Source organism: Devosia sp. Root685, assembly GCF_001427875.1.
GTDB lineage: Bacteria > Pseudomonadota > Alphaproteobacteria > Rhizobiales > Devosiaceae > Devosia.
The window spans coordinates 186012-209369 of record NZ_LMHK01000004.1 but is presented as its reverse complement, the minus strand read 5'-3'; the positions used below and the strand labels follow the sequence as shown (position 1 = coordinate 209369).

At 61.8% G+C, this 23358-nt stretch carries 23 protein-coding genes, 1 tRNA gene and 1 pseudogene; 5 read left to right on the top strand and 20 right to left on the bottom strand.

Annotated elements, in window-relative coordinates:
• Nucleotides 1–8: 8 nt before the first annotated feature.
• The 3 genes from atpD to ASD83_RS18375 all read left to right on the top strand — a co-directional run bounded on the left by atpD (nucleotide 9) and on the right by ASD83_RS18375 (nucleotide 4317).
• Nucleotides 9–1448 (top strand): F0F1 ATP synthase subunit beta, encoded by a 1440-nt coding sequence (gene atpD / locus ASD83_RS18385; protein ID WP_056313690.1) that lies wholly within the window; start codon nucleotides 9–11, stop codon nucleotides 1446–1448.
• 88 nt (nucleotides 1449–1536) lie between these two features.
• Nucleotides 1537–1959: a F0F1 ATP synthase subunit epsilon gene (locus tag ASD83_RS18380; RefSeq protein ID WP_056313688.1), complete on the top strand. Its 423-nt coding sequence runs from the start codon at nucleotides 1537–1539 to the stop codon at nucleotides 1957–1959.
• Nucleotides 1960–2163: 204 nt separating this feature from the next.
• On the top strand, nucleotides 2164–4317 hold the full coding sequence (locus tag ASD83_RS18375; RefSeq protein WP_056313686.1) for a methyl-accepting chemotaxis protein: 2154 nt from the start codon (nucleotides 2164–2166) through the stop codon (nucleotides 4315–4317).
• A gap of 1 nt (nucleotide 4318) precedes the next feature.
• Here the strand turns inward: ASD83_RS18375 and ASD83_RS18370 are convergent, their stop codons facing one another.
• The 17 genes from ASD83_RS18370 to ASD83_RS18290 form a co-directional block, all read right to left on the bottom strand.
• On the bottom strand, nucleotides 4319–5005 hold the full coding sequence (locus ASD83_RS18370; protein WP_056313684.1) for an aspartate/glutamate racemase family protein: 687 nt from the start codon (nucleotides 5003–5005) through the stop codon (nucleotides 4319–4321).
• Nucleotides 5006–5010: 5 nt separating this feature from the next.
• Nucleotides 5011–5547 (bottom strand): RNA pyrophosphohydrolase, encoded by a 537-nt coding sequence (locus ASD83_RS18365; protein ID WP_056313683.1) that lies wholly within the window; start codon nucleotides 5545–5547, stop codon nucleotides 5011–5013.
• A 60-nt stretch (nucleotides 5548–5607) separates the two neighbouring features.
• Nucleotides 5608–6732 (bottom strand): divergent polysaccharide deacetylase family protein, encoded by a 1125-nt coding sequence (locus tag ASD83_RS18360; RefSeq protein ID WP_056313681.1) that lies wholly within the window; start codon nucleotides 6730–6732, stop codon nucleotides 5608–5610.
• A gap of 89 nt (nucleotides 6733–6821) precedes the next feature.
• A complete protein-coding gene (locus tag ASD83_RS18355) occupies nucleotides 6822–8213 on the bottom strand; it encodes a S41 family peptidase (protein WP_056313680.1) in 1392 nt (463 codons plus the stop codon).
• Between the two features lie 6 nt (nucleotides 8214–8219).
• Nucleotides 8220–9605: a murein hydrolase activator EnvC family protein gene (locus ASD83_RS18350; protein WP_056313678.1), complete on the bottom strand. Its 1386-nt coding sequence runs from the start codon at nucleotides 9603–9605 to the stop codon at nucleotides 8220–8222.
• 201 nt (nucleotides 9606–9806) lie between these two features.
• Nucleotides 9807–10289: a 23S rRNA (pseudouridine(1915)-N(3))-methyltransferase RlmH gene (gene rlmH, locus ASD83_RS18345; protein WP_056314060.1), complete on the bottom strand. Its 483-nt coding sequence runs from the start codon at nucleotides 10287–10289 to the stop codon at nucleotides 9807–9809.
• A gap of 60 nt (nucleotides 10290–10349) precedes the next feature.
• Entirely contained in the window at nucleotides 10350–10739 is a 390-nt protein-coding gene (gene rsfS / locus ASD83_RS18340; RefSeq protein WP_056313675.1) for a ribosome silencing factor, read from the bottom strand.
• Nucleotides 10740–10922: 183 nt separating this feature from the next.
• Complete coding sequence (locus ASD83_RS18335; RefSeq protein WP_274532589.1) at nucleotides 10923–11558, bottom strand: nicotinate-nucleotide adenylyltransferase; 636 nt, start codon at nucleotides 11556–11558, stop codon at nucleotides 10923–10925.
• 61 nt (nucleotides 11559–11619) lie between these two features.
• Nucleotides 11620–12903 (bottom strand): glutamate-5-semialdehyde dehydrogenase, encoded by a 1284-nt coding sequence (locus ASD83_RS18330; RefSeq protein ID WP_056313673.1) that lies wholly within the window; start codon nucleotides 12901–12903, stop codon nucleotides 11620–11622.
• Nucleotides 12900–14039 carry a glutamate 5-kinase gene (gene proB, locus ASD83_RS18325; RefSeq protein ID WP_056313671.1) on the bottom strand — a complete coding sequence of 380 codons (1140 nt, stop codon included), beginning with the start codon at nucleotides 14037–14039 and terminating at the stop codon, nucleotides 12900–12902. Before proB ends, ASD83_RS18330 begins: the two co-directional genes overlap by 4 nt.
• The gene (obgE, locus tag ASD83_RS18320) at nucleotides 14039–15082 is read right to left on the bottom strand and encodes a GTPase ObgE (protein ID WP_056313669.1); all 1044 of its coding nucleotides are present in this window, start codon (nucleotides 15080–15082) and stop codon (nucleotides 14039–14041) included. The genes proB and obgE overlap by 1 nt, the downstream gene beginning before the upstream one ends.
• A complete protein-coding gene (locus tag ASD83_RS18315) occupies nucleotides 15079–15642 on the bottom strand; it encodes a GNAT family N-acetyltransferase (protein WP_210168352.1) in 564 nt (187 codons plus the stop codon). The genes obgE and ASD83_RS18315 overlap by 4 nt, the downstream gene beginning before the upstream one ends.
• Nucleotides 15635–16162, bottom strand: coding sequence for a GNAT family N-acetyltransferase (locus ASD83_RS18310; protein WP_056313665.1), 528 nt, complete (start codon nucleotides 16160–16162; stop codon nucleotides 15635–15637). The genes ASD83_RS18315 and ASD83_RS18310 overlap by 8 nt, the downstream gene beginning before the upstream one ends.
• Complete coding sequence (locus ASD83_RS18305) at nucleotides 16159–16692, bottom strand: GNAT family N-acetyltransferase (protein ID WP_162249194.1); 534 nt, start codon at nucleotides 16690–16692, stop codon at nucleotides 16159–16161. The genes ASD83_RS18310 and ASD83_RS18305 overlap by 4 nt, the downstream gene beginning before the upstream one ends.
• Before the next feature lie 119 nt (nucleotides 16693–16811).
• Nucleotides 16812–17078, bottom strand: coding sequence for a 50S ribosomal protein L27 (gene rpmA, locus ASD83_RS18300; RefSeq protein WP_056313661.1), 267 nt, complete (start codon nucleotides 17076–17078; stop codon nucleotides 16812–16814).
• 14 nt (nucleotides 17079–17092) lie between these two features.
• Complete coding sequence (gene rplU / locus ASD83_RS18295; protein WP_056313659.1) at nucleotides 17093–17626, bottom strand: 50S ribosomal protein L21; 534 nt, start codon at nucleotides 17624–17626, stop codon at nucleotides 17093–17095.
• 245 nt (nucleotides 17627–17871) lie between these two features.
• Nucleotides 17872–18645, bottom strand: a complete 774-nt coding sequence (locus ASD83_RS18290) for an MBL fold metallo-hydrolase (RefSeq protein ID WP_056313658.1) — start codon at nucleotides 18643–18645, stop codon at nucleotides 17872–17874.
• Between the two features lie 220 nt (nucleotides 18646–18865).
• Between ASD83_RS18290 and ASD83_RS18285 the strand changes: the two genes are divergently transcribed.
• Nucleotides 18866–18955: transfer RNA gene (locus ASD83_RS18285), tRNA-Ser, on the top strand.
• A gap of 792 nt (nucleotides 18956–19747) precedes the next feature.
• On the opposite strand, the pseudogene ASD83_RS21060 reads toward ASD83_RS18285, so the two are convergent.
• Nucleotides 19748–20268, bottom strand: a pseudogene (locus ASD83_RS21060) (ABC transporter permease); the annotation flags it as partial.
• 58 nt (nucleotides 20269–20326) lie between these two features.
• Nucleotides 20327–21208: an AraC family transcriptional regulator gene (locus ASD83_RS18270; RefSeq protein ID WP_056313652.1), complete on the bottom strand. Its 882-nt coding sequence runs from the start codon at nucleotides 21206–21208 to the stop codon at nucleotides 20327–20329.
• A gap of 133 nt (nucleotides 21209–21341) precedes the next feature.
• Between ASD83_RS18270 and ASD83_RS18265 the strand changes: the two genes are divergently transcribed.
• Nucleotides 21342–22313 (top strand): aldo/keto reductase, encoded by a 972-nt coding sequence (locus ASD83_RS18265; RefSeq protein WP_056313650.1) that lies wholly within the window; start codon nucleotides 21342–21344, stop codon nucleotides 22311–22313.
• A gap of 238 nt (nucleotides 22314–22551) precedes the next feature.
• On the opposite strand, the gene ASD83_RS18260 is transcribed toward ASD83_RS18265, so the two are convergent.
• On the bottom strand, nucleotides 22552–23226 hold the full coding sequence (locus ASD83_RS18260; protein ID WP_056313648.1) for an AprI/Inh family metalloprotease inhibitor: 675 nt from the start codon (nucleotides 23224–23226) through the stop codon (nucleotides 22552–22554).
• Nucleotides 23227–23358 lie beyond the last annotated feature (132 nt).

Sequence of the window (23358 nt, the reverse complement as noted above, 5' to 3'; positions counted from 1 at the left end):
ACGAACAAATGGCAGATAAGAAGGCCGGTCGCGTTTCGCAGGTCATTGGCGCCGTCGTTGACGTGGTGTTTGACGATCACCTGCCCGCCATCCTGAACGCGCTTGAAACCACCAATAACGGCCAGCGCCTGGTGCTGGAAGTTGCCCAGCATCTGGGCGAAAACGCCGTGCGCACCATCGCCATGGACACGACCGAAGGTCTGGTTCGCGGCGCTGAAGTGACCGATCTCGGCACCGCTATCCGCGTGCCCGTGGGCGATGTCACGCTTGGCCGCATCATGAACGTCATCGGCGAGCCGATCGACGAAGCTGGCCCGATCGTTTCCGAAACGACGCGCGAAATCCACCAGGACGCGCCAAGCTTTGCCGAGCAGAACCCTGAATCTCAGGTTCTCGTCACCGGCATCAAGGTCGTCGACCTGATCGCTCCTTATGCGCGCGGCGGCAAGATCGGCCTCATGGGCGGCGCCGGCGTGGGCAAGACCGTTCTCATTCAGGAACTGATCAACAACGTCGCCAAGGCGCACGGTGGTTACTCGGTGTTCGCTGGCGTTGGTGAACGCACCCGCGAAGGCAACGATCTCTACCACGAAATGATCGAATCGGGCGTGAACAAGGACCCGCATGAGAACGGTGGCTCGGCCGCTGGTTCCAAGTGTGCCCTCGTGTTCGGCCAGATGAACGAGCCCCCGGGTGCCCGCGCTCGCGTCGCACTGACCGGTCTCACCGTTGCGGAAAACTTCCGCGACCAAGGCCAGGACGTGCTGTTCTTCGTGGACAACATCTTCCGTTTCACCCAGGCCGGTGCTGAAATGTCGGCACTTCTGGGCCGCATCCCCTCCGCCGTGGGTTACCAGCCGACGCTGGCGACCGACATGGGCGCGATGCAGGAACGCATCACCACCACGAACAAGGGTTCGATCACTTCGGTGCAGGCCGTGTACGTGCCGGCCGACGATCTCACCGACCCGGCGCCGGCGACCTCGTTCGCCCACTTCGACGCCGTGACCGTTCTCAACCGCGCCATCTCGGAAAAGGGCATCTACCCGGCCGTTGATCCGCTGGCATCCAACTCGCGTATTCTTGACGCGAACGTTGTCGGTCAGGACCACTACGAAGTCGCCCGCGAGGTTCAGGCGATCCTGCAGAAGTACAAGGCTCTGCAGGACATCATCGCCATCCTCGGCATGGACGAGCTTTCCGAAGAAGACAAGCTGACCGTGGCCCGCGCCCGCAAGATCGAGCGCTTCATGTCCCAGCCCTTCGACGTGGCCGAAGTGTTCACCGGTTCGCCGGGCGTGTTCGTGCAGCTCGAAGACACCATCAAGGGCTTCAAGGGTCTGGTTAAGGGTGAATACGATCACCTGCCGGAAGCTGCCTTCTACATGGTCGGCACCATCGAAGATGCCGTCAAGAAGGCCCAGAAGCTCGCAGCCCAGGCTGCTTGATCTTTTTGCTACTTGGGCTCGCCGGTTGCGGCGGGCCCAGCGTCCAAGCCCGAAGCGTCGGGTTTTCTCTGCTTAAGGGACCAAAAAAATGGCTGAAGGCCTCAAGATCGAGATCGTGTCGCCCGAGCGTCTGCTGGTTTCGCAGACCGTGCAATCGGTTAGCGTGCCGGGCACCGAGGGCTATTTCACGGTCATGGCCGACCATGCGCCCTTCATGACGACGCTGCGTCCCGGCTTCATCACCGTGACCGGGGACAATGCCTCCGAAGTCTTTTTCGTGCGCGGCGGCTTTGCCGATGTGTCGCCGACGGGCCTGACCATCCTCGCCGAAGAATCGGTGCCCTTCACCGAATTCGACCACTCGGACCTGCAGGCGCAGATCCGGGCTGCCGAGGAAGAGCTGGCCCGGGCGGAAACGCCCGAGGACAAGTCCTATGCCCAGCAGTTCGTCAGCGCCCTTCTTAATCTGGCGCTCGAAGCGCAGCAGCTTAACGAAGGCCATATTCATTAAGCCTCGGGCATGGCCCAAAGATTTCTAAAAAGGTCGCCTCCGGCAAGGGGGCGACCTTTTTTGTTTGATTGTCATAGGATTGCCTAGAATTTGGGCAAGCTATTGCCACTGCGTGTTTTTACGTCGTTGACAAGCTTCGATTAACGTTTCTGCCGCAATCTTTCCGCGACGCGGCGTTGGGACGCCGATGCTTGCGGGGCCAATATGCTTTCCATCCTCAGCCATCTCCGACTGACCGTGGTCATTGCGGCCATGTCGATCATCGGCATTCTTCTTGCCGGCATCACCATTCTCGGGGCGCTCTTCGTCACGCTGTCCGGGACCGTCAGCAGCGATGCGGACGATGCCATCCGCTCGTCAACGCGCATTGCCGCGCAGATCTTCCAGGTCAATCTGCCCAATCTCGAAGTTGTCGTGGATGCGACCGGGGATGTCGAAACGTTGACCGGCCGCAGCATGCCGCGCTTCCGGACCAATGACATGATCGACGCCATTGCGGGCGTCGCCGGACAGGACGTCGCCATCTATGTCTTTGACCCCGAGCAGTCGCCGGATTTTCTGGTCGGCACGACCAGCCTTGTTGACGGGGCCGGGGAGCGCCTTCTTGACCAGCCCATCATTGCCGGCACGCCGCTTCATGCCGCGCTTCATGCCAATGGGGAAACGACCGAAAGCGGCGAGATCGCGGGCGAGGGCTATTTCCTTCGTTATCAGCCGATCGCTAGGCAAGACGGCACGGTGATTGGTGCGCTTATGGTCGCGGTCGCCCGTGCGCCGATCGAGGCGGTACTCAATCGCTCCATGCTCGTGCTCTCGGGCATCGTGGCGCTGGCCGTGCTGGTGCTGGGTCTGGCTGCGTTTCTCGTTTCCCGCGTCATTACCAAGCCGATCCCGCGGCTTTCGCAAGCCATGGCGGCCATTGCCGAAGGCGATCTCGGCCATGCCATTCCCTATCTGGAGAACCGCAACGAACTGGGCCTGATGGCGCGCACGGTCGAGGTGTTTCGCAGCAATGCCGAGCAAAAGGCCGTTCTCGATGCGCAGGCGCGGCAGCATCTGGCGGAAGCCGCTGACCATACCGGGCAATTACAGGCCATTTCGCGCGCGCAGATGGTGGCCGAATTCAATCTCGACGGCACGATCGCAACGGCCAACCAAAATTTTCTCGATCTCCTCGGCTATCGCCTCGAAGAGATTGTCGGCAGGCCCAATGCGCTGTTTTTGCCCGATGTCGATCCCGCGAGCCAGAGTTACAAGCAGTTTTGGGCGGATCTGGCGGGCGGTGAATTCAAGAGCGGCGAGTATCGGCGCCGAGCCTGCGACAATAGCGAAATCTGGATCCAGAGCACGTTTACCCCGATTTGCGACACCGAGGGCCGTGCCTACAAGATCGTGCAGTTCGCCACCGACGTCACCGCGCGAAAGCAGTCGGTGGCCGCGCTCGGGGCCGGGTTGAAACGTCTCGCCGATGGCGACCTGACGGGGGGCATCGCGACGCCATTCCCAGCCGAGTTCGAAGATCTGCGTCTTGCCCTCAATGGCACGGTGGAGCGCTTTGCCGATGTCATGCATCAGTTGCAGACGACCGCGCGGTCGCTGCGCGTCGCCGGCGGCGAATTGCTGAGCGGGGCCAATGATCTTTCGGATCGCACGACGCGGCAGGCCGCCACCATCGAGCAGACATCGGCGGCAATGGAAGCGCTGGCGGGCACGGTGGCCGAAAATGCCGGTCGCGCCGAAGAGGCCGCGCATCAGACCGCCTCGGTTGCCAGTGTTGCGCATGAGAGCGGCACGGTGATGGGGGCAGCCACAGAAGCCATGCAGCGGATCACCCGCTCGTCGGGACAGATTGCCAATATTATCGGGCTGATCGACGATATCGCCTTTCAGACCAATCTCCTGGCGCTCAACGCTTCCGTGGAAGCGGCGCGAGCGGGCGAGGCGGGCAAGGGTTTCGCGGTCGTCGCCGTCGAAGTGCGGCGGCTGGCGCAATCGACCGCGCAGGCCTCCTTCGAGGTCAAGCAATTGGTCGAAAAGAGTGGCAGTGAAGTCAAAAGCGGCGAGGAACTGGTGGCCGCTGCCGGCAATAAACTGATGCAGATGCTCGATGTCATGGCGCAAAATACCGAACTGGTCAGCGCCATCGCCAAGGCCAGTCGCGAGCAGGCCGCCGCAATTGGCGAGGTGACCACCTCCATCCATACGCTCGATGAAGTGACTCAGCACAATGCGGCGCTGGTGCAGGAAACCCATGCCGCCATCGAACAGACCGAGGCCCAGACCCAGGCGCTTGATCGCATTGTCGATGTTTTTCAACTGGAGGGGAAAGAGCCGTTGCGCGGCCGGCGCGCGGCTTGAGTTAAGCCAGGGCCGCGCTCACCAGCGCACGGGCATGAAGATCCGTCGTATCAAAGACCGGGAGCGGGCTGACGGCGTCGTCGATCAGCATGCCGATTTCGGTGCAGCCCAGAATGACGGCCTCGGCGCCGCGGGCGGCAAGGCGGGTGATCGCATCGACATAGATTTTTCGCGACTCTTCGCGGACAATGCCCAAGCAAAGCTCGTCATAGATGATGCCGTTGAGATTGGTGCGATCGACCTCGGGAATGAGCGCGACGAGGCCCCGAGCCTCCAGCCGCTCGCGATAAAAGCCCATTTCCATGGTGAAGCGCGTGCCGAGGAGGCCCACGGTCTGGTAGCCGTCAGCCAGAAGCGCATCGGCAGTCGGGTCGGCAATGTGGACGAATTCGGCATCGACGCCGCCCATCATCGCTTCGGCAACAAGGTGCATGGTATTGGTGGCAAGCCCGATCACGTCCGCTCCCGCCGCGCCGAGCCGCTTGGCAGAGCGATTGAGCAGTGTGCCGGCTTCGTCCCATTTACCCGCCGATTGCAGCGCCGCGACGGGCGCGAAATCGAGCGAATCGATCAGAACGGGGGCTGAATGGAGGCCCCCCAGCCGCGCCGCGGTCTCCTGGTTGAGAATGCGATAATAGTGAGCGGTCGATTCCCAGCTCATGCCGCCGATAAGGCCGATGGTCTTCATGGTTCTTACGTATGGGTAAAGCGTTGCGGGATGTCGATGAAAGCGTCCACGACCTTCTCATAGGCGTCGCGCTTGAATGGTACAATGAGCGAGGGCGTGCGCGACAGGCGCTCCCAGCGCCAGGCGTTGAACTCGGCCTTGAACTTGCCACCGCCAGGGGTCTCGACGTCGATCTCCTTCTCGTCGCCGGTAAACGCGAAGGCAAACCAGCGCTGGCGTTGGCCGCGATATTTGCCCTTGAAGCCTATGCCCAGCAGATCGTCGGGTAGATCGTAATAGATCCATTCCGGCGCCTCGGCGAGAAGGCTCACCGACGTCATATTGGTTTCCTCGTGCAACTCGCGGAGGGCTGCGCGCAAGGGGTCTTCGCCCTCGTCTATGCCGCCCTGCGGCATTTGCCAGGCAAAGCCCTTCTTGGCCGACTGGTCGGGATCGTCTTCGGACTTGCGGTGTCCGAGGAAAACATTGCCCGCGGCATTGAACACCGCAATGCCGACGCAGTCGCGATAGGGCAGGGATTCACGGCTCGGGGAAGCTGACATGGCGTTGCGTCTGTTCTGTTGGTGTCCCTGGACCGGAGAGACCAAACCTCTCCGCAGGGGCTATTGCATGAGGGCGCTGGCCGGAACCAGCGCAATACCCTTGCCATCAAGGCCGGCCGACCATTCGGAAACGGCCTGGATGGAAATGGGCAATGCACTCACAATACCTATTGCGCTGCCATGTTCCATGGCTTCGGCCTCAAGGCTGGCCAGCGCTGAGAGAATGGATGAGCGCGCCGGATTGGCGTCGATCAGCATGCTGGCCCGCGCATAGGGCACTTTGTTGGCGCTGGCAAGCTGGGCCGATACCGAGCGGTTGGACGAGCCATCGTCGATATAGCCGACGCCGCGTGCGCCAAGCTCTTCCATCATCGGGCCGAAATCGCCGGCCGAGGCGGTGAAGCGCGCGCCCATATTGTTGATGATGCCAAAATAGCCGCCGAAACGCGCCATCAGCCAAAAGAGCTTTTCAAGGTTCTCGCGCGGCGGTTGGCCGGTCAGTAGCGTATGGGGACCGGGGTCGTTCTGCGGGAAATCGAACGGTTCCAATGGCACTTCGAGCATGACTTCATGGCCGCCGCCGCGGGCGACCGTGACGGTTTTTTCGAGCGCCTTGCCATAGGGGGCAAAGGCCAGCGTCACAAGATCGGGAAGTTGGGCGATAGCGTCGAGCGAGCCTTGCTCATTGATGCCAAGGCCGGTGACGATCAGCGCAATGCGGGGGCCGGTGCCGGCGCTCGCCGCTTCGAACGGATGGTGATAGGCGGCAAAGGGCGTCTGGCCGGTGCCGGAAATACGGGGAATGGCGCCATTGGCCGTCTCTTCGCTCAGTTCCGGCACGATGCCGAGAGCATTGGGCGTCGAATGCGCGTCGGCGGCCGGGCCGGGCACCGCGACGATCGAGCCATCGACCGGATATTGCTGGGGGTCGGCCGTAATGGTGGCGGGGGCCGAGGCGACCGTATCGGCGACGCTATTGCCGGCCTGGGTATTGACGATGCCGGTTTCCTGGCTTGGCCGCCCGCCGGCCGGGTCATCGACCAGAACCAGCCGGGCCACCGTGCCGATGACGATGACGCCGATCAAGCCGAACAGGATGCGCGCAATGGGCAGGTGCGGACGGCCCAAGGCATTCTTGAGGCGCTGTCGGCGGCCGGTCAGCGGCGTACTCAAATCATTGGCCATCGGCAGTCCGGCCCTACCCGAGAGAAAAAGTAATGGGGGCGCAGCGGCGAATCACGCCGTTGCGCCCCCAGTCTAGCACGGCTCAGCCGTTACTCCGCCTTTGGCGGGTAGGCCTCATTGGTCTCTTCGCCATTGATCAGCTTGATCGCATATTGAAGCTGCGCGTCGTCGGCAGCTTCCTGCGGCACATAGACCGAGGAGCCGACGGTGCTCTCTTCCTGGCCCTCGATCTTGATGTGACCGGCAAGCCCGGCCTCACCGACGATTTCGTCGCGACCCTGGAATTCGGCCGGGACCACCTGGCGGATTTCGATATCGGGCGTGATGCCGAGCGCCTGGATGGAGCGGTTGTCCGGGGTGTAGTAGCGGGCCGTGGTCAGGCGCATGGCGCCATCGGGGCCGAGCGAGATGATCGACTGCACCGAACCCTTGCCGAAGGAGCGCGTACCAACCAGCGTCGCGCGCTTGTGGTCCTGGAGCGCACCGGCGACGATTTCGGAGGCCGAAGCCGAGCCGCCATTGATCAGGACGACCAGCGGCACGTCGGCAAGCTGTGCGTCGAGCGGATCGGGCTCGGCGTCATAGCGGGCGCTTTCCTGCTCGGTGCGGCCACGGGTCAGAACGACGGCGCCCTGCTTGAGGAAGGCGTCGGCGACATAGACGGCCTGATCGACAAGGCCACCGGGATTGTTGCGGAGGTCAAGAACAATACCCTTGGGCGCCACGCCGTCGCGTTGGGCATAGATATCCTTGATGGCATTTTCGATGCCGATATAGGCCTGAGCTGAGAAGCGGGCGAGGCGCAGCACGGCGACATCGCCTTCCATGCTCCAGCGCACGGCGCGCATGGCAATGGTGGCGCGGGTCAGTTTGAACTCGAGCGGCTTGTCGACGCCTTCGCGGGCGATGGTCACGGTGATGTCGGTGCCGATCGGCCCACGCATCTTTTCGACCGCCTGGTCGAGCGAGAGGCCCTGGATGGATACGCCGTCGAGTTCGACGATGAAGTCATTGGCCAGAATGCCGGCACGGGCGGCCGGGGTCTCGTCGATGGGCGAGATGACCTTGATGGTCCCTTCTTCCATGGTGACTTCGATGCCAAGGCCGCCGAATTCGCCTGATGTGTCCTGGCGGAATTCATCGGCATCCTGGGGCGGCAAATAGCCCGAATGGGGGTCGAGCGAGGTGAGCATGCCCTGAATGGCGGCGCGGATCAGCTCCTGCTCGTCCGGGGGATCGACATATTCGGCGCGGATGCGGTCAAAGATTTCGCCGAAAAGGTTGAGATCGGCATAGATCTCGAGCGGATCGCGCGGCTCTTTCTTGAGCTCTTCGGGCGTGGGCGCGGGCTGTTCGCCACTGGGATTGGGTTCTTCCACCGGCGTTTCGGGGGCCGGCGGCGCGTCCTGCGCCAGCAGTCCCGCAGTCGGGATGAGCAGCGCCACACCAAGGGCGGCGGCGCGAAGGGTGGTCAGGCGCATGGATTACTATCCCGTCTGTTGTTCGTTCTGGGCCCACCAGCTTTCCGGGTCGATGGGCTCGTTGTTCTGTCGCAATTCTATATAAAGCGTCGGTTGGGCGTTGCCAGCATTGGTCGTCACCGTCCGCCCAATTGTGCGTGATCCCATCTGTCCCAGCGGTTCGCCCAGAAGCACGAACTGCCCGATACCGACGGAAATGGTTTCAAGCCCGGCCAGCAGGGTCGTGTAACCCTGACCGGTATTGAGAATGATGATCTGGCCATAATTGAGGTAGGGGCCCTTATAGAGCACCCAGCCATCGGCCGGCGCCACCACCTGCGCCTCGGCGCGGGTGACGATGGACTGGCCCTGCGAAATGCCGCCAAAGCCATCCCCGGCGCCAAATTGCACCACGGTGACGCCGTTGGACGGCTGGGCGAGATAGCCCTTGGCGAGGGGGAAGGGCACGGCCGGTTCGGTGCGCGCCGCATTGGCAAAGGCCAGATGGATCGCCTCGGGCGACAGCTGCGGCAAGTCCGGCTGCGCCCGGGTCCCGGTCTGGGTCTGATTGGCGCGGGCGGACAGGGCGTCGATCAGTTCGCGCAGGGTACTGGCGCGTTCGGCGAGATCGACGGCGGCTAGTTCTTCGGCGCTGAGCTGGGTGCCAACCTGTTCAATGCCGTGTTTGCGCGCCGCGATCAGGGTCGCAATGCGCAATTGCTCTTCTTCGAGCACGGCATAATTGGCTTTCAGCGTCTGCTCTTCGGCGAGCGCCTGTTCCTTGATGCCCATCAGGGCCTTGAGATCGGCGCTGACCGTGTCGGCGCGGTTGCGCAATTGCGGCACGATGGCGGCGATCAGCATGGCGCCGCGGGCCGAGCCGAGGGCATCGCTGGGGTCAACGATCAAAGCAGGCGGGGGATTGAGCGAAATGCGTTCGAGCGCCGCCAGCACATTGGCGATTTCGGCATCGGCGCCGTCGAGCCGGCCGCGCACTTCCAATTCTTCGACGATCAGATTGGAGAGGCGTTCCTCGACATCGGCGACTTCGATTTCGGCCAGTTTCACCCGTTGTCCGGCGGCGATCAGGGCGGCGTTCTGGCGGGTACGGTCGCCCTCCATCTCGGCAATTTCGGCCTTGAGTGCATCGATGCGCTCGCGGCTCAGTTGCAGGGAGGCTTCCACTTCCTCGAGGTCCGCCGCATTGCTCCGGGCGGTTTCTTCCCCTTCGGCGAGCGGGACCGCTTCAGCGGGCGTGGTTGGCGTCGTCACGGGTGCGGTCGGAGTTGGCGCAGGCGATGTCGTTGCGGCCGGAGGCGTCTCGGTCTGCGCCAGCAAAGGCAATGCGAAGCCCCCGGCAAGCAGAATGCCGCCGAGCGTTGCTCTGACGATGCTGTCCGGCCAAACCGGCATGAAAACTCCTGGGCCCTGCGGTTTGCCGCACGGCGCACCGAATCACTCTGGGCGAGATTAGCAAAGGGTGGGGAAACCGCAGGTTAACGATGCTTAACCATAAATTGCCGCGCCCTTGTGCGCTCCCTAGAGTTCGGACGCGCCGGAATTGTGGCGCTTGTCTTTGCCCGAAACCGGTACCCCCTTTCGGGAAACATGCCTTTAGTCGCCGCGATGATAGGGATGGCCAGAAAGAATGGTCGTGGCGCGATAGAGCTGTTCGGCCAGCATGATGCGCACCAATTGGTGCGGCCAGACCATGGGCGAAAAACTCAGCGACAGGTCGGCGCTCCGCACCAGGTCGGGATCGATGCCATCAGCCCCGCCAATGACGAAGGAAACGGCCGGCCGCCCCTCATCGCGCCACCGACCTAGAAGGCTGGAAAATGCTTCGGAGCCAATGGATTTGCCGCGTTCGTCGAGGGTCACCAGAATGCCGTCGGGCAGGGCGGCGCGCAGCCCCTTGGCTTCTTCGATTTTTCTCGAAGCAGCGGAGCCGGCGCGGGATTCATTGAGTTCGGTGATATCGAACCCGGTCAAGGCCAGCGGCTTGCCGCTGGCACCGGCCCGGTCGAGATAGCGCGAGACAAGCTCGCGCTCGGGGCCGGATTTCATCCGGCCCACGGCCGCAATGGCTATGCGCATGGGCATTCCTTGCGCGTCGGCTGGCCCGAAAACCGGCAGCCACTTTTCGGGCCGACGCGGTTAGTGAGCGTCAGCGGCGAAATCGGCCTGCCACATCTTCTCGATATTGTAGAATTCACGCACTTCGGGGCGGAAGATGTGAACGATCACATCACCGGTATCGACCAGCACCCAATCGCAATGGGGCAGGCCTTCCACGCGTGGCTTGCCGAAACCCTTTTCGCGCAGCGCGCGGATGATCTGGTCGGCCACGGCGCCGACGTGGCGCTGGGAACGGCCCGAGGTCACGATCATGTGGTCGGCGAGCGAGGACTTGCCGGTGATATCGACCGACACGGTCTCTTCGGCCTTGGCGTCATCGAGCACGTTGAGGATGAGCTCGACGGCCGACTGAACGGAGGGCGTGGGGGTGATGGGCGTGGGAACGGTGTTGGTGGGCAGTGCGGCCATCAGAAACGGCCTTCCGCCCATGCGCGAGCATGGGTCATGCGTTTAGTCAGCATCCTTGGTTGTTGATCGGAATATTGCGGCGTCTTGGCAAACGGCAAGCCGTCAGTTCCTGTTCCGAAAACAGCGATCATTTCCCTGAATATGCCCGTTTTCAGTCATTTCCGCAAGATGAAGGGTTTAATCTTAGGAAATCCGGCGATTTGCGGCCCGAATTGCACTTGAGGACAGGCTCGATTGCCGGCCGTGGAGATAGACCCAGGCGGGCGGCGCGAGGCTTGCGAGCACCGGCGCATCCTCCTGATCGATCTGCCCATGGGCCAAGGTGAGCGCCGCGCGCGAGGCCAGTGCCCGGTTGGAAGAGCCGGGCCGGGCATAGACGGCGATGGGCAAGGTGGCCGCAATATAATGCCAGCGCTCCCAGCGATGGAAATCGGCGAGGCTATCTGCGCCCATGATCCAGACAAAGCGCCGGTCGGCCAGGGCCTGGGTCAGGAACTGCACGGTCTGCCAGGTATAGCGAAAGCCTTTTTGCGCCTCGAAGCCGGTGACGCGAATGCGCGGATTGGTGATCAATGCGCGAGCAGCGTCGACCCGGTTGGTCAGGGGCGCCAATTCATTGTGATTTTTGAGCGGATTGCCGGGGGTCACCAACACCCAGAGTGCGTCCAGCTCCAGCCGGCGCAGGGTTTCTTCCATCACCAGCACGTGGCCGGCATGGATGGGATTGAAACTGCCCCCGAATAGGCCAATGCGCATGCCGCTGCCGGAGGGCGGCAGATCGGTTATGCCGGAGATGCGGATGGACGAACGAAGGGGCACCCTCACCTCTCCCTTTGAGGGTGCAGGAGCCGAAGCGCAGCAGGCTTACAGTCGATCGGCATCAAGGGCGCAGCTGCCCATTGCCGCGGACGCGGTATTTAAAGCTGGTCAATTGCTCGACACCCACCGGACCGCGCGCATGCATTTTGCCCGTCGCAATGCCGATCTCGCCGCCAAAGCCGAATTCGCCGCCATCGGCAAATTGAGTGGACGCATTGTGGACGAGAATGGCGCTATCGATTTCGTTGAAGAACTTTTCGACTGCCACCGGGTCTTCGGCAATGATCGCCTCGGTGTGGTGGCTCGAATATTTTTCCACGTGCGCAATGGCCGCCTCGACACTGTCGACCACCTTTACGGAGATGATCGCATCCTCGTATTCGGTTTTCCAGTCTTCCTCGGTCGCGGGCTTGGCTTCTGATATCAGCGACTGAACAGCCGCATCGCCGCGGATTTCGCAGCCTTTGGCGACAAGCGCGTCCACGATCGGCTTGAGATGGGTTGAGACCACATCCTTATGGACGAGGAGGGTTTCCGCAGCGCCGCAAACGCCGGTGCGGCGCATTTTTGCGTTGAGCGTAATGGCGACGGCTTTGTCGAGATCGGCCGAGCGGTCGATATAGACATGTACGAGACCCTCAAGGTGCGCAAAGACCGGCACCCTTGCGTCAGCCTGCACGCGCGCCACCAGCGACTTGCCGCCGCGCGGCACAATCACGTCGATATTGCCGCCGAGCCCCCCGAGCAGTTCGCCCACGGCGGAGCGATCGGTCGTCGGCACCAGTTGCACGCCATCTTCGGGCAGGCCGGCGAGTTTGAGGCCCAGCCGCAGGCAATCAACCAGCGCCCGCGATGAGTGCACGCTATCGCTGCCGCCGCGCAGGATAACCGCATTGCCCGATTTGAGGCACAGCGCGCCGGCATCAGCCGTCACATTGGGGCGGCTTTCATAGATGACGCCGATGACCCCGAGCGGGGTGCGCACGCGCTCGATATGGAGGCCATTGGGCCGGTCCCATTCGGCGATGATCGATCCCACCGGATCGGGCAGTTCGGCAATGGTGCGCAGTGCATCGACAATGCCGTCGAGCCGCGCCTCGGTCAGCAGCAGCCGGTCCTGGAACGCTGCAGTCATGCCCTTGGCCCGAGCATTCTCCATGTCGATCGCATTGGCCTCGAGAATATCGGCCTTGCGGTTGCGCACCGCTTCGGCCGCGCCGATCAGCGCCGCATATTTGCGTTCGGCGCTAGAGGTCGCGAGCTTGCTCGCTGCAATACGCGCCTTGCGGCCGAGTTCTAGCATCAGCGTCGGGATATCGTTGGCGGCCACTTCGGCAAGACTCATTGATGCAATTCCTCCAGCGCCGCCGTGAGAACCATATTGTCGCGATGGATCAGTTCCGAGCGGCTGCCGATCCCCAGGAGTTCGACCACGGTACTGCTGCGTTTCCCCATGGCAAGGCGCGCATCTTCGCTGTCGAGCCCCACAAGGCCACGAGCGATTTCGCGCCCATCCGGATCGACAATGGCAACGGTATCGCCGCGTTCGAATTCGCCCGTCACCTTGGTCACCCCGATCGGCAGTAGCGAGCGACCCTGCTTCAGCGCACTGGCCGCTCCAGCATCGACCTGCAGCGTACCGGCGACGGTCAGCGTGCCCATGATCCAGCGTTTTCGCGCCTGCGCCCGCGAGCGGGCAGGGTGGAAGAGGGTATGCCGACCGCCCTCGGTCAGCACTTTGAGCGGGTGGGTTTCCGTGCCCTTGGCGATGACCATGGCGGTGCCGGCCAGTGTCGCAATTTTTCCGGCCTCGACTTTCGTCGTCATGCCGCCGCGCGACAGATGGCTCGCCGCGCCCCCCGCCATGGCTTCGATGGCCGGCGTGATGGCTTCGACCACCGGAATATGCTGGGCGTTCGGATCCTTGGCCGGGGGCGCGGTATAAAGTCCGTCAATATCGGACAGCAGCACGAGGCAATCGGCCTCGATCATGGTCGCGACGCGCGCCGAGAGGCGATCATTGTCGCCATAGCGGATTTCCGCCGTCGCCACGCTGTCATTCTCATTGAAAATCGGAATGGCCCCGAGGCCGAGCAGCGTCGTCACCGTGGTGCGCGCATTAAGATAATAGCGGCGCTCTTCGGTGATGTTGGGGGTGATGAGAATCTGCCCCGTGACGATATTGTGCCGCGCCAGCGCTTCGGCCCAGGCCTGCGACAGGGCAATCTGCCCTGCGCTCGCCGCCGCCTGCGATTGTTCCAATGTCAGCGTCAAAGCGGAAAGCCCCAAAAGCCCGCGCCCCAATGCAATGGCGCCCGAGGAAACCACGACGATATCGCGTCCCTCCGCCTTTAATGCGGAAATATCCTCGGCAAGATCGTCGAGCCATGCCTTGCGCAGTTTACCAGCCTTGTCGACCAGCAGCGCCGAACCAATCTTGATGGTAATGCGCCGATAGGGCGCCAGCGCATTGGCCGACATCAGGGGGTCCACTTCACTTCCGCCTGCTTGACCTCGGCCTTGGCTTCTTCGGCGCGCGTCTCGTCGATAATGGCGAGCACATCGTAGAGGATCTGCTCGACGCCCTGGCCGGTCGCGCCAGAAATCGCGCGAACGTCGGCCTTGCTGGCCTTTTTCAGCGCTTTCATCTTTGCCTTGAGCTCGTCCGGGGTCAGCGCATCGACCTTGTTGAGGACGACGATCTCGGGCTTTTCGGCCAGCACATCGGCATAGGCGCCGAGTTCATAGCGCACGGCTTTATAGACATGGGCCACGTCTTCATTGGTGCCGTCGATCAAGTGAATAAGGACGCCGCAACGCTCGATATGGCCGAGGAAACGGTCGCCGATACCAATGCCTTCGCTCGCCCCTTCGATGAGGCCGGGAATATCGGCCAGGACGAATTCGCGCTCACCGGCTCGCACCACGCCCAGATTGGGGTGGAGCGTTGTAAATGGATAATCGGCGATCTTGGGCTTTGCCGCCGAAACCGCCGCGAGGAACGTCGACTTGCCGGCATTGGGCTGACCGACGAGACCCGCGTCCGCGATCAGTTTTAGCCGCAGCCAGATGCCTTTTTCCATGCCCGGTTGGCCGGGATTGGCGTGGCGCGGCGCCTGGTTGGAACTGGTCTTGAAATAGGCATTGCCAAAGCCGCCATTGCCGCCCTTGAGCAGCACGACGCGCTGGCCGATCTCGGTGAAATCGGCGATCAGAGTTTCCTGATCTTCCTCGAAAATCTGCGTGCCCTTGGGTACCCGCAGTATGATGTCCTCGCCATTGGCGCCGGCCCGGTCCTTGCCCATGCCATGGACGCCCGTCGGGGCGCGAAAGTGCTGGGCGTAGCGGAAGTCGATCAGCGTATTCAGCCCCTCGGTGCATACCGCCACGACGTCGGCGCCGCGACCGCCGTTGCCGCCATCGGGACCGCCGAATTCGACGAATTTTTCGCGCTTGAAGCTGACGGCGCCCGCGCCGCCATCTCCGGACTTGATATAGATCTTGGCCTGATCAAGAAATTTCATGTGCGTCGTGCCTTCCAGACGCCAAGCGTCAATTGTGTGTCGATATGCTCCACCTCGGCGTCGCGCGCAAGGCAGAGCAACCAGCTTCGGCCCGATTGGGTAAAGCCAAGCTTCTGCTGGATCGCCAGCGAAGCAATATTGAAGTGAAAAACCCCGGAATAGACGACCGGCGCCCTGGTCTCGGCAAAGAACCAGTCAAGGCAGGCGATTGTCGCCTCGGTCATGATCCCGCGCCCCCAAAAGGGCTTTCCCAGCCAATAGCCGATCACCGGTCCGTCGGGGCCCGGATGAAAGCCGATATGGCCCACATAGCCCTCGCCCTTGGCTTCGATGGTGAAATTAGCATCGTCCGGTTCGGTATCGGGGTGGCGCGTGCGCAGCCAGGCCTTGGCATCGGAAAGATGGTAAGGAAATGGCACCCGCGCAAGATTGCCCGAGACGGCGAAGTCATTGAGATAAAGCGCAATGGCTTCGGCATCCTGCGGGCGCGGGGCGCGCAGGATCAGCCTTTCCGTCTCGATGATCGGGAGCATCATCGGCGCCGCCCTTTCATTACGCACATAGGTCGTTCCTTCTCGCGCGCCAGTCGGCCCGGCTGAGCGCGGTCGTGACATGCTCGACATTATGCTGCAGCGCCTGGGAGAAGCGCATTTCCTTGCCGGTCGCGACAAAGCCGAGCTTGGCCTTGAGCCTGAGCGAAGCAACATTGTTATGGTGGGCGCTCGAGTGAATGGTTTGGGCGCCCGTGCCGTCAAAATGCCAATCGATCAAGGCCGATGCCGCTTCCATGCCATAACCCCTGTGCCAATGCGGGCGCGATATCCAGAAGCCCAGTTCGGTAACAAGCGTTACACAACCGATCAGCCCCTTCTTGGGATGCTCGATGACGAAAAAGGCTTTTTCGGGCGTTGGATCGGGGATAGAGCGCAAAAAGTCCTGCGCCATGGAGAGGGTATAGGGCCAGGGCACCGGGGTCAGCCATTTGGCCACGGCAAATTCGCTGACGCCCAAAGCGTAGCAGGGCGCGTCCTCGGGTCTTGGTGCCCGCAGGATCAGTCTTTCGGTGACAAGCTCGGTCATCTCTCGCCAAACTCCAACCGCATGAGCATCATGCTCTGGCCCTTGAGCGTGCCTTCTTTATCTGTGCTTTCGCCGATCTCGACAAAACCGAGCTTTTTCAGGACGTTTCGCGAGCCGGAATTGGAGAGCAGGGCGCGCGATCGGAGGGCCGCCGCCCCGGCCGCTCGCGCGGCATCGACCACGGCTCGCCCGGCTTCGGTCGCAAAACCCTGGCCCCAATGGGGCTCGCCCAGCCAATAGCCAAGTTCGGGCAGTTGGTCGGGGAGAAGATGCAGGCCCATGCCACCAATGTAGGTGCCGTCCTTGAGGATCGACCAGGCGAACTCGGTTTCGCCACGCGCAATCTCGGAGACAAACTCCTCACCATGCTTTTCCGCATAGGGGTGGGGCAGGCGCGAAAGCACTTCGTGGATGCGTTTATTGTTCGCGAGTACCGCCATTTGGGGAACATGCGCCAAAGCCGGGGTGGCCAATACCAGACGGGCAGTGGTCAGCGTTGCGGGCAGGCGGTCCTTGAGGGCGGCAGTCATCATGTTTCTCCAGAAGCAAAAAGGGGAACCGGTTGACCGGTCCCCCTTCGCAATTCTGGTTTGTCGCCAAAAACGCCGCCGGGGAACTGGTCACCGGCGGGTCACTGGGGCCTGCCGGGTTATTCGGCGGCCTCTGCCGGGACGACAGACACGTGTACTTTGTTGTTGGCGCGGGTTCGGAAGGCAACGCTACCGTCGACGAGAGCATAGATCGTGTGATCCTTGCCCAGACCGACGCCGGTGCCCACAGCCCACTTGGTGCCGCGTTGACGGATGATGATGTTGCCGGCGACGACAGCTTCGCCACCGAACTTCTTCACGCCGAGACGACGGCCAGCGGTATCACGACCGTTGCGGGATGAACCGCCTGCTTTCTTATGTGCCATAGTCTAGCTTCCTCTTATTCCTGGTCGGCCTTGGGCTCGGCCTTCTTGGCCGGGGCCTTCTTTGCCGGCTTTTCAGCGGCTTCGCCTTCAGCAGCGGCCTTCTTGGCCGGAGCCTTCTTGGGCGCAGCAGCCTTGGCTTCGGTGGCTTCAGCCTTGGGAGCGGCAGCCTTCTTGGCCGGGGCCTTTTCGGTCACGGATTCGGTCGCGTCGGCCTTGGCAGCAGCCTGGATCGTCGGCTTGGCGCCGCCGGTCAGGATTTCCGTGATGCGCACGGTGGTGAGCTGCTGGCGGTGACCGTTGCGACGACGCGAATTGTGGCGACGGCGCTTCTTGAAGATGATGACTGTCTTCTGCTTCTTGGTCTCAATGAGCTCGGCAGCAACAAGTGCGCCTTCCACCAGCGGAGCGCCAATGATGTCGCCAACCATGAGGACTTCGTCAAAGGTGACGATGTCGCCGGCTTCGGCGTCGAGCTTTTCGATCTTGATGACGTCGTTGGCGGCAACCTTGTACTGCTTGCCGCCCGTCTTGATGACTGCAAAAGTCATATGCACAACCGAACGCTTCTAACGCCCGGTCCCTTTTCTGTCGCGCCCTGCGGCACCGCGGCTTTCATGCCAGCTTTTCGCGGTTTTTACGGTTGAAGGTCAGGGTTCTGACCGGCAGCCTCGAGCAGCGTTTTCAAACAAAACCAGCGCACAGGTGGGACCAGTGCGCGTGGGATCGGGGGCTTATCGGGAAAAAGGGGCAAAGAGTCAAGCGCCGTCGCGGTTTTCGGCGGCGCTTGCAGGCTTTACCCCTGGCCGTTGGGATACCAGTCCCGCAGGCGCACTTCGGTATGCTCGCCGACCCCGGCCTCAAGTACCGAAAGATCGCTGTCGCCATAGTGATAGGGATAGACGATCCCCGGTTTGAAGACATTGATCGCTTCGACGGCCTGGTCCGGCGTCATCGTATAGGGCAGGTTCATGGGGAGGAACGCGACAGCGATATCGGTCAGGCCCAACATGTCCTCGGTCGGCTCGGTGTCGCCTGCAACATAGACCTGCTTGTCGCCGAAGGTGAGGATATAGCCATTACCCACACCAACCGGGTGATAGTTCATGCGGTCGGCGGTGGTGTTATGCGCCGCGATGGCCTTCAGCGGCACGCCATCGATCTCGCCGCTATCGCCATTCACCAGCGCCGTCGCGTTGGCCTGCAAGGCACCCGGCAATTTTCCAAGCACATCTTCATTGGCGACAAGCGGCACCGAGCCGGCAATGGCTTCCAATGTCGGCACGTCAAAATGGTCGCCGTGACCATGGGTGATGAGAATGGCGGTCGGAGCCGGCAGGCCTTCATAGCGCGCTGCGCCGCCTACGGGATCGACATAGATGACCTTGCCGCCCCATTCGAGCACGAGGCTCGCATGATCGACCGGACGAATGACGAGGTCGCCCTCGCTGGTGGTGATCGTATCGGCCATGGCCAGTTCCTGCGCTTGTGCTTGGCCCACAAGATTGGCGGCCAGCCCCACAAATGGCAAGCCGGCCATGCCAGCGACAACGGTGCGACGTGTAACCATCGGTCTCTCCTGGAAAAGATTGGTCTTTGACGCAACTACAACGCGCGGGGATGGCAGGAGATCGGTCGACACGGATTTGTGACGGCCTCCACCGCGAAACATCTTTCCATTGTTTCTGTGCCTGTCGCGCAGAAGGGGTGTTGCAGGCTGCGCGGCGCTATGCCATAAGCCGCCCCGTATCGACCGGCCGGGAGTTTAAACGCTCCCTTTTCGATCTCGCGGAGAGATGGCAGAGCGGTTGAATGCACCGCACTCGAAATGCGGCATAGGGGCAACTCTATCGGGGGTTCGAATCCCTCTCTCTCCGCCAGTTTCCTCCAAGCCAGTGTTTTCAATGATTTAGAATCCCGGAGAATCTTCGGGACTCATACACATGCATCGTACATGTGTCGTCCTCGCTGACCCCTCCGTCGCCTCCACGCGTGTCAGGAGAAGAGCATGGGCGGCCAAGGCCAGCTATGTCGAAAAGGTTGGTTCCATATATTATGTCGCAAGCGAATCCCCCGTGCCTGGTCGCAGGAATTCGGGGATGGAGTATTGCGCATGTCGCTGCCGCGGATGGTCTCATTCACCTCATGGAGCACACTATCCAGGAGCTGGACCTCGATCCCTAAGACATGACGCGCGAGAATATTATTCGGCGTCGCGCTCTGCAGGTCATCGGCGCCAAGCTGATCCGTCGTGTGGGCGACGTCAAAGTGGTCGACGGCATTTCCGGTCCGTTGCGCGAGGAGTTCGTCCATTTCAACCACGCAACGGTACGTGGCGAGGCGCACCTCACCTGGCAAAGTCCGCAAACTCGATGATCACATCTACTGGGCTCCGCTAATCTCTGCGCACACAGGACTGCGCGTGGGCGAGATCGGAATGCTCGAACTCGACCAGCTGCAATACTGGTTTGGTACGGCGAGCCCTCTTTCGTGCTCGAGATAAAGGATGAAGATCGCGCAGGCGGCATCGGATACAAAACGCCAAATGCGCTTCGTCGGGTTCCTATCCACCAACAGCTAATAGACGTTGGCTTGGTGGATTTTCTCGAGCACCAACTGCGTCGCGGACACTCCAAGCCGTTTCCAAATTGGGTGCAGCACATCAAGGGCGCCAAGGTGGCGCCGAAGAGCAGGAGCGTGAGCGTGGCGCTGACAAAGACCGCCGCGAGGACGAGATCGGGACGGAAATTGTTCTTGGCATTGAGGATGTAGATGCCAAGGCCCCGAGCCGCGCCGGCATATTCGGCAAAGATGGCGCCGACCACGGCATAGGTGATGGAAATGCGCAGGCCCGCAAAGAAGTAGGGCAGAGCAAAGGGCAGGCGGGCCATGGCGAAGATACGCCAGCGCGAGGCGCCCATGGAGGCCAAAAGAGCCGAGATATTACGGTCGGTAGCTTCATAACCCTGGGCGAGGGCGACCGGCATGGGGAAGAAGGTGACGAGCGCGACCAGCGCGATTTTGGGTGTGAGGCCGAAGCCGAACCACAGAACGATCAGCGGCGCGATGGCGACAAGCGGCAGGGTCTGGGTGATGATGAAGACTGAGAACAAAGCCCGACGCAGGGGCGGAAAAAGTCGATGAGGATCGAGAACAGAAAGGCGGCCGTGAGCGAAGAGGCAAAGCCGAATGTGGCAGCCTGAATCGTTGCCAGCGTGTGGCGGAACGGCTGAAATGGGGCGCTCAGCCGACTACGGTCCGGGCTCTACCAGAACCTGCATCCCATCTGCATCGCGTCGCGGCGGTGCTCCAAAGAAGCGCTTGTATTCGCGCGAAAACTGCGACGCACTTTCGTAGCCCACTGCATAGGCTACGGACGCAGCCTCGGCACGTTCGGTAATCAGCCGACGGCGCGCCTCATGCAGCCGGATATGCTTTTGATACTGTAGCGGGCTCACACCAGTGACTGCCTTGAAGCGTCGGTGGAACACCGAAACGCTCATGCCCGCCACTTCTGCCATGGCATCCACGCTCATGTGGTCGGCATAGTGGGCCTTGATCCAAGCCATGGCACGTCGAACGTGGGTCAGTCGGGAGTCCGCATTCGCAATCTGGCGGAGTAGTCCACCCTGTGGTCCCATCAGCAGTCTGAAGATAAGCTCATGCTCGAGATGAGGCGCGATCACACGCGCCTCCTCAGGCTGGTCCAAAAGTCCGGCGAAGCGACGCCAAGTTTCAAGTAATGCCGCGCTGGCCGTGGTCACACCAAATCCGGATTGCACGGTGGGCTCGGGCTGCCTCACCATGTCGAGCAGCAATGTCGATATGACCGCCGGGTCGAGCAACAGGTTCAGCGCGAGGTAGGGCTCGTCCGAGGTGGCCCGGCAGACCTGGCCCATGGCGGTCAGCTCGGCTGCCACGACGATGTATTCGCCGGCGCCGTACTCCAGCACCGTGTCACCGATGAAAGTGCGCTTGCGTCCCTGGAGGACAAGACAAACAACAGGCTCGTAGATCAGACCGGCCGCCGCCGTCGGGTCGTCGATCCGATAGACCAGCACCCGCGGCAGGGCCGGGTTGGGCCGGCCGGCATGGCGCAGGGCAATGGCGCGGATCTCATCAAGGTCATTCATCCTGCTATCCGACAGTGCTTGCCTCAAAAGGTCAAGCAATCAGCAGGATCAGGCAATCATTCAGGACCATCAGGCACTCGGATCGCGGTCTCCAAACCTATCTTCAGCCAGCACGAGCACAAAGGATGACGTCATGCAAAAACGCAGACTGGGGCGAAACGGCCCGGAGGTATCGGCGATCGGCTACGGCGCCATGGGTTTTCACCTCGCCTATGGCGCGGCTGACGCCCAGGCGGGGCTGGACCTCATCAGGCGCGCCTATGACCTGGGCGTGACCTTCTTCGACACGGCCGAGCTTTATGGCTGGGGCGAGAACGAGAAGTTCATCGGCCAAGCCGTCAAGGCCTTCCGTGATGACATCGTCATCGCCACCAAGTTCGGCTTCACCTTCGAAAACGGCAATTACGGCGCCAACAGCCAGCCGAGCCATATCCGCGAGGTCACCGAGAACAGCCTGCGCTACCTCGGCGTCGACCAGATCGACATCCTCTATCAGCACCGCGTCGATCCCAACGTGCCGATCGAGGACGTGGCCGGAACGGTCAGGGACCTCATTGCCGAAGGCAAGGTGAAGTACTTCGGCCTCAGCGAGGCCGGCCCTAAAACCATCCGCCAGGCGCACGCGGTGCAGCCGGTGACAGTGCTGCAGACGGAATATTCTGTCTTCGAGCGCGATGTTGAGGCCCTGCTTCCAACCACGCGGGAGCTGGGCATCGGCTTCGTGCCCTATTCGCCGCTGGGACGTGGCTTCCTGACTGGCGTCGTCAAGCCCGCCGCCGAATACGAAGAGACCGACATGCGTCGCGTCGACCCGCGCTGGCAGCCGGGCAATTTCGAGAAGAACCGCGATGCCGTCCGCCAGCTCGAGGACCTCGCCAAAAGCAAGGATGCGACCGTCTCCCAGCTGGCGCTGGCCTGGCTGCTCGCACAAGGCGACGACATCGTCCCCATCCCGGGCACGCGTCGCGTCGAGCGGTTGGAGGAAAATATCGGCGCCGCAGATCTCGTGCTGTCGAACGACGACCTTGCACAGATCAACGGGGTGCTGCCCGAGGGCGCCTTTGGTGCGCGCTACGCCGGCAACATGGTTCCGACCTGGATCTGACGCCTCGGCGGTGGGGCCCATGCGCCGCCGCCTTCTATCGAGTGAGCCGGACAACAAAATTGCTGGTTGCTACGAGCTCGGAAAGTAAACCCACAAGATCGGTTGCCACGATTTCTAGGAGCGCCGAACGGCAGCTTTCGGGAAACGGAAAAGTGCGTCCTGATGGCCGGAATGGGGCGCAGGCAGTCACCGCTGGTTGGCATACTATGCGGTTTGGAACGCGCGCCTAGGCCAGGAGCTAGCAGAAGTTCTGAAAGCCCACGAACCATGTGCCGTCTTGGGTGAAATGTTTGGATACCCAGCCCGAGGGTATGCCGGTGCCCTCAGGGATATGGCACTTCGCGCCTTCACTTGTGTCTGTGCAGCCTTCGATAATGAAGCACTGGCCGTCCGGGATTGTCCCCAAGCTTGTGCTTTGCGCCGTGGGGCGTTGCCGTATTGCGAGGGGGTGCAGCGCTTTCGCTGTAATGGGAAAAGTAGTTGGGAGCGCGACTTCACCGGGATCCGCACAATAACCGTGATCCGGATTATGGATGCAGTCACCCGATCTAGTGGATACCAGATTTTGGCCGCTTGCTGGCGCCAGGGAGATGGCCGTCCCGTCATCCATATGCCCGTGTAGCTCGCCGCCATTGACCGCGAACGAACCGATCACCTCTCCGTTGAGGCCGAGCAACGAAACCCCGTTCGTTTCTACTTTCCAGCCATTCAGAAACCCCAATCGGCCAAGGCACAGTCGGCTGGATGCAGTGAGCCCAAACAAGCCATTTGAGTTGCCCAGTTCTATGGTGCAAGTGCCCGCACCGCCGCCATTCGCCTGCCAGGATCCGACGAAGTTGGCGGCGCCGTTTTGCGCCGTCGTTGCGCCCGAAAATGTTGTCGTGATGGCCAATGCTAAGAGAAGCGCACGCATGGTTTCCTTACTAGAAAGCTGTCTCGATTATGCGGATTGCGGTGGTTCGGGGAAGATGGTGACGTCCGGCAGTGTTGATGTTCTGAAGCCTACTCGAAGCTCACGTTATGTGGTCTGACGAGCGGGCGCATA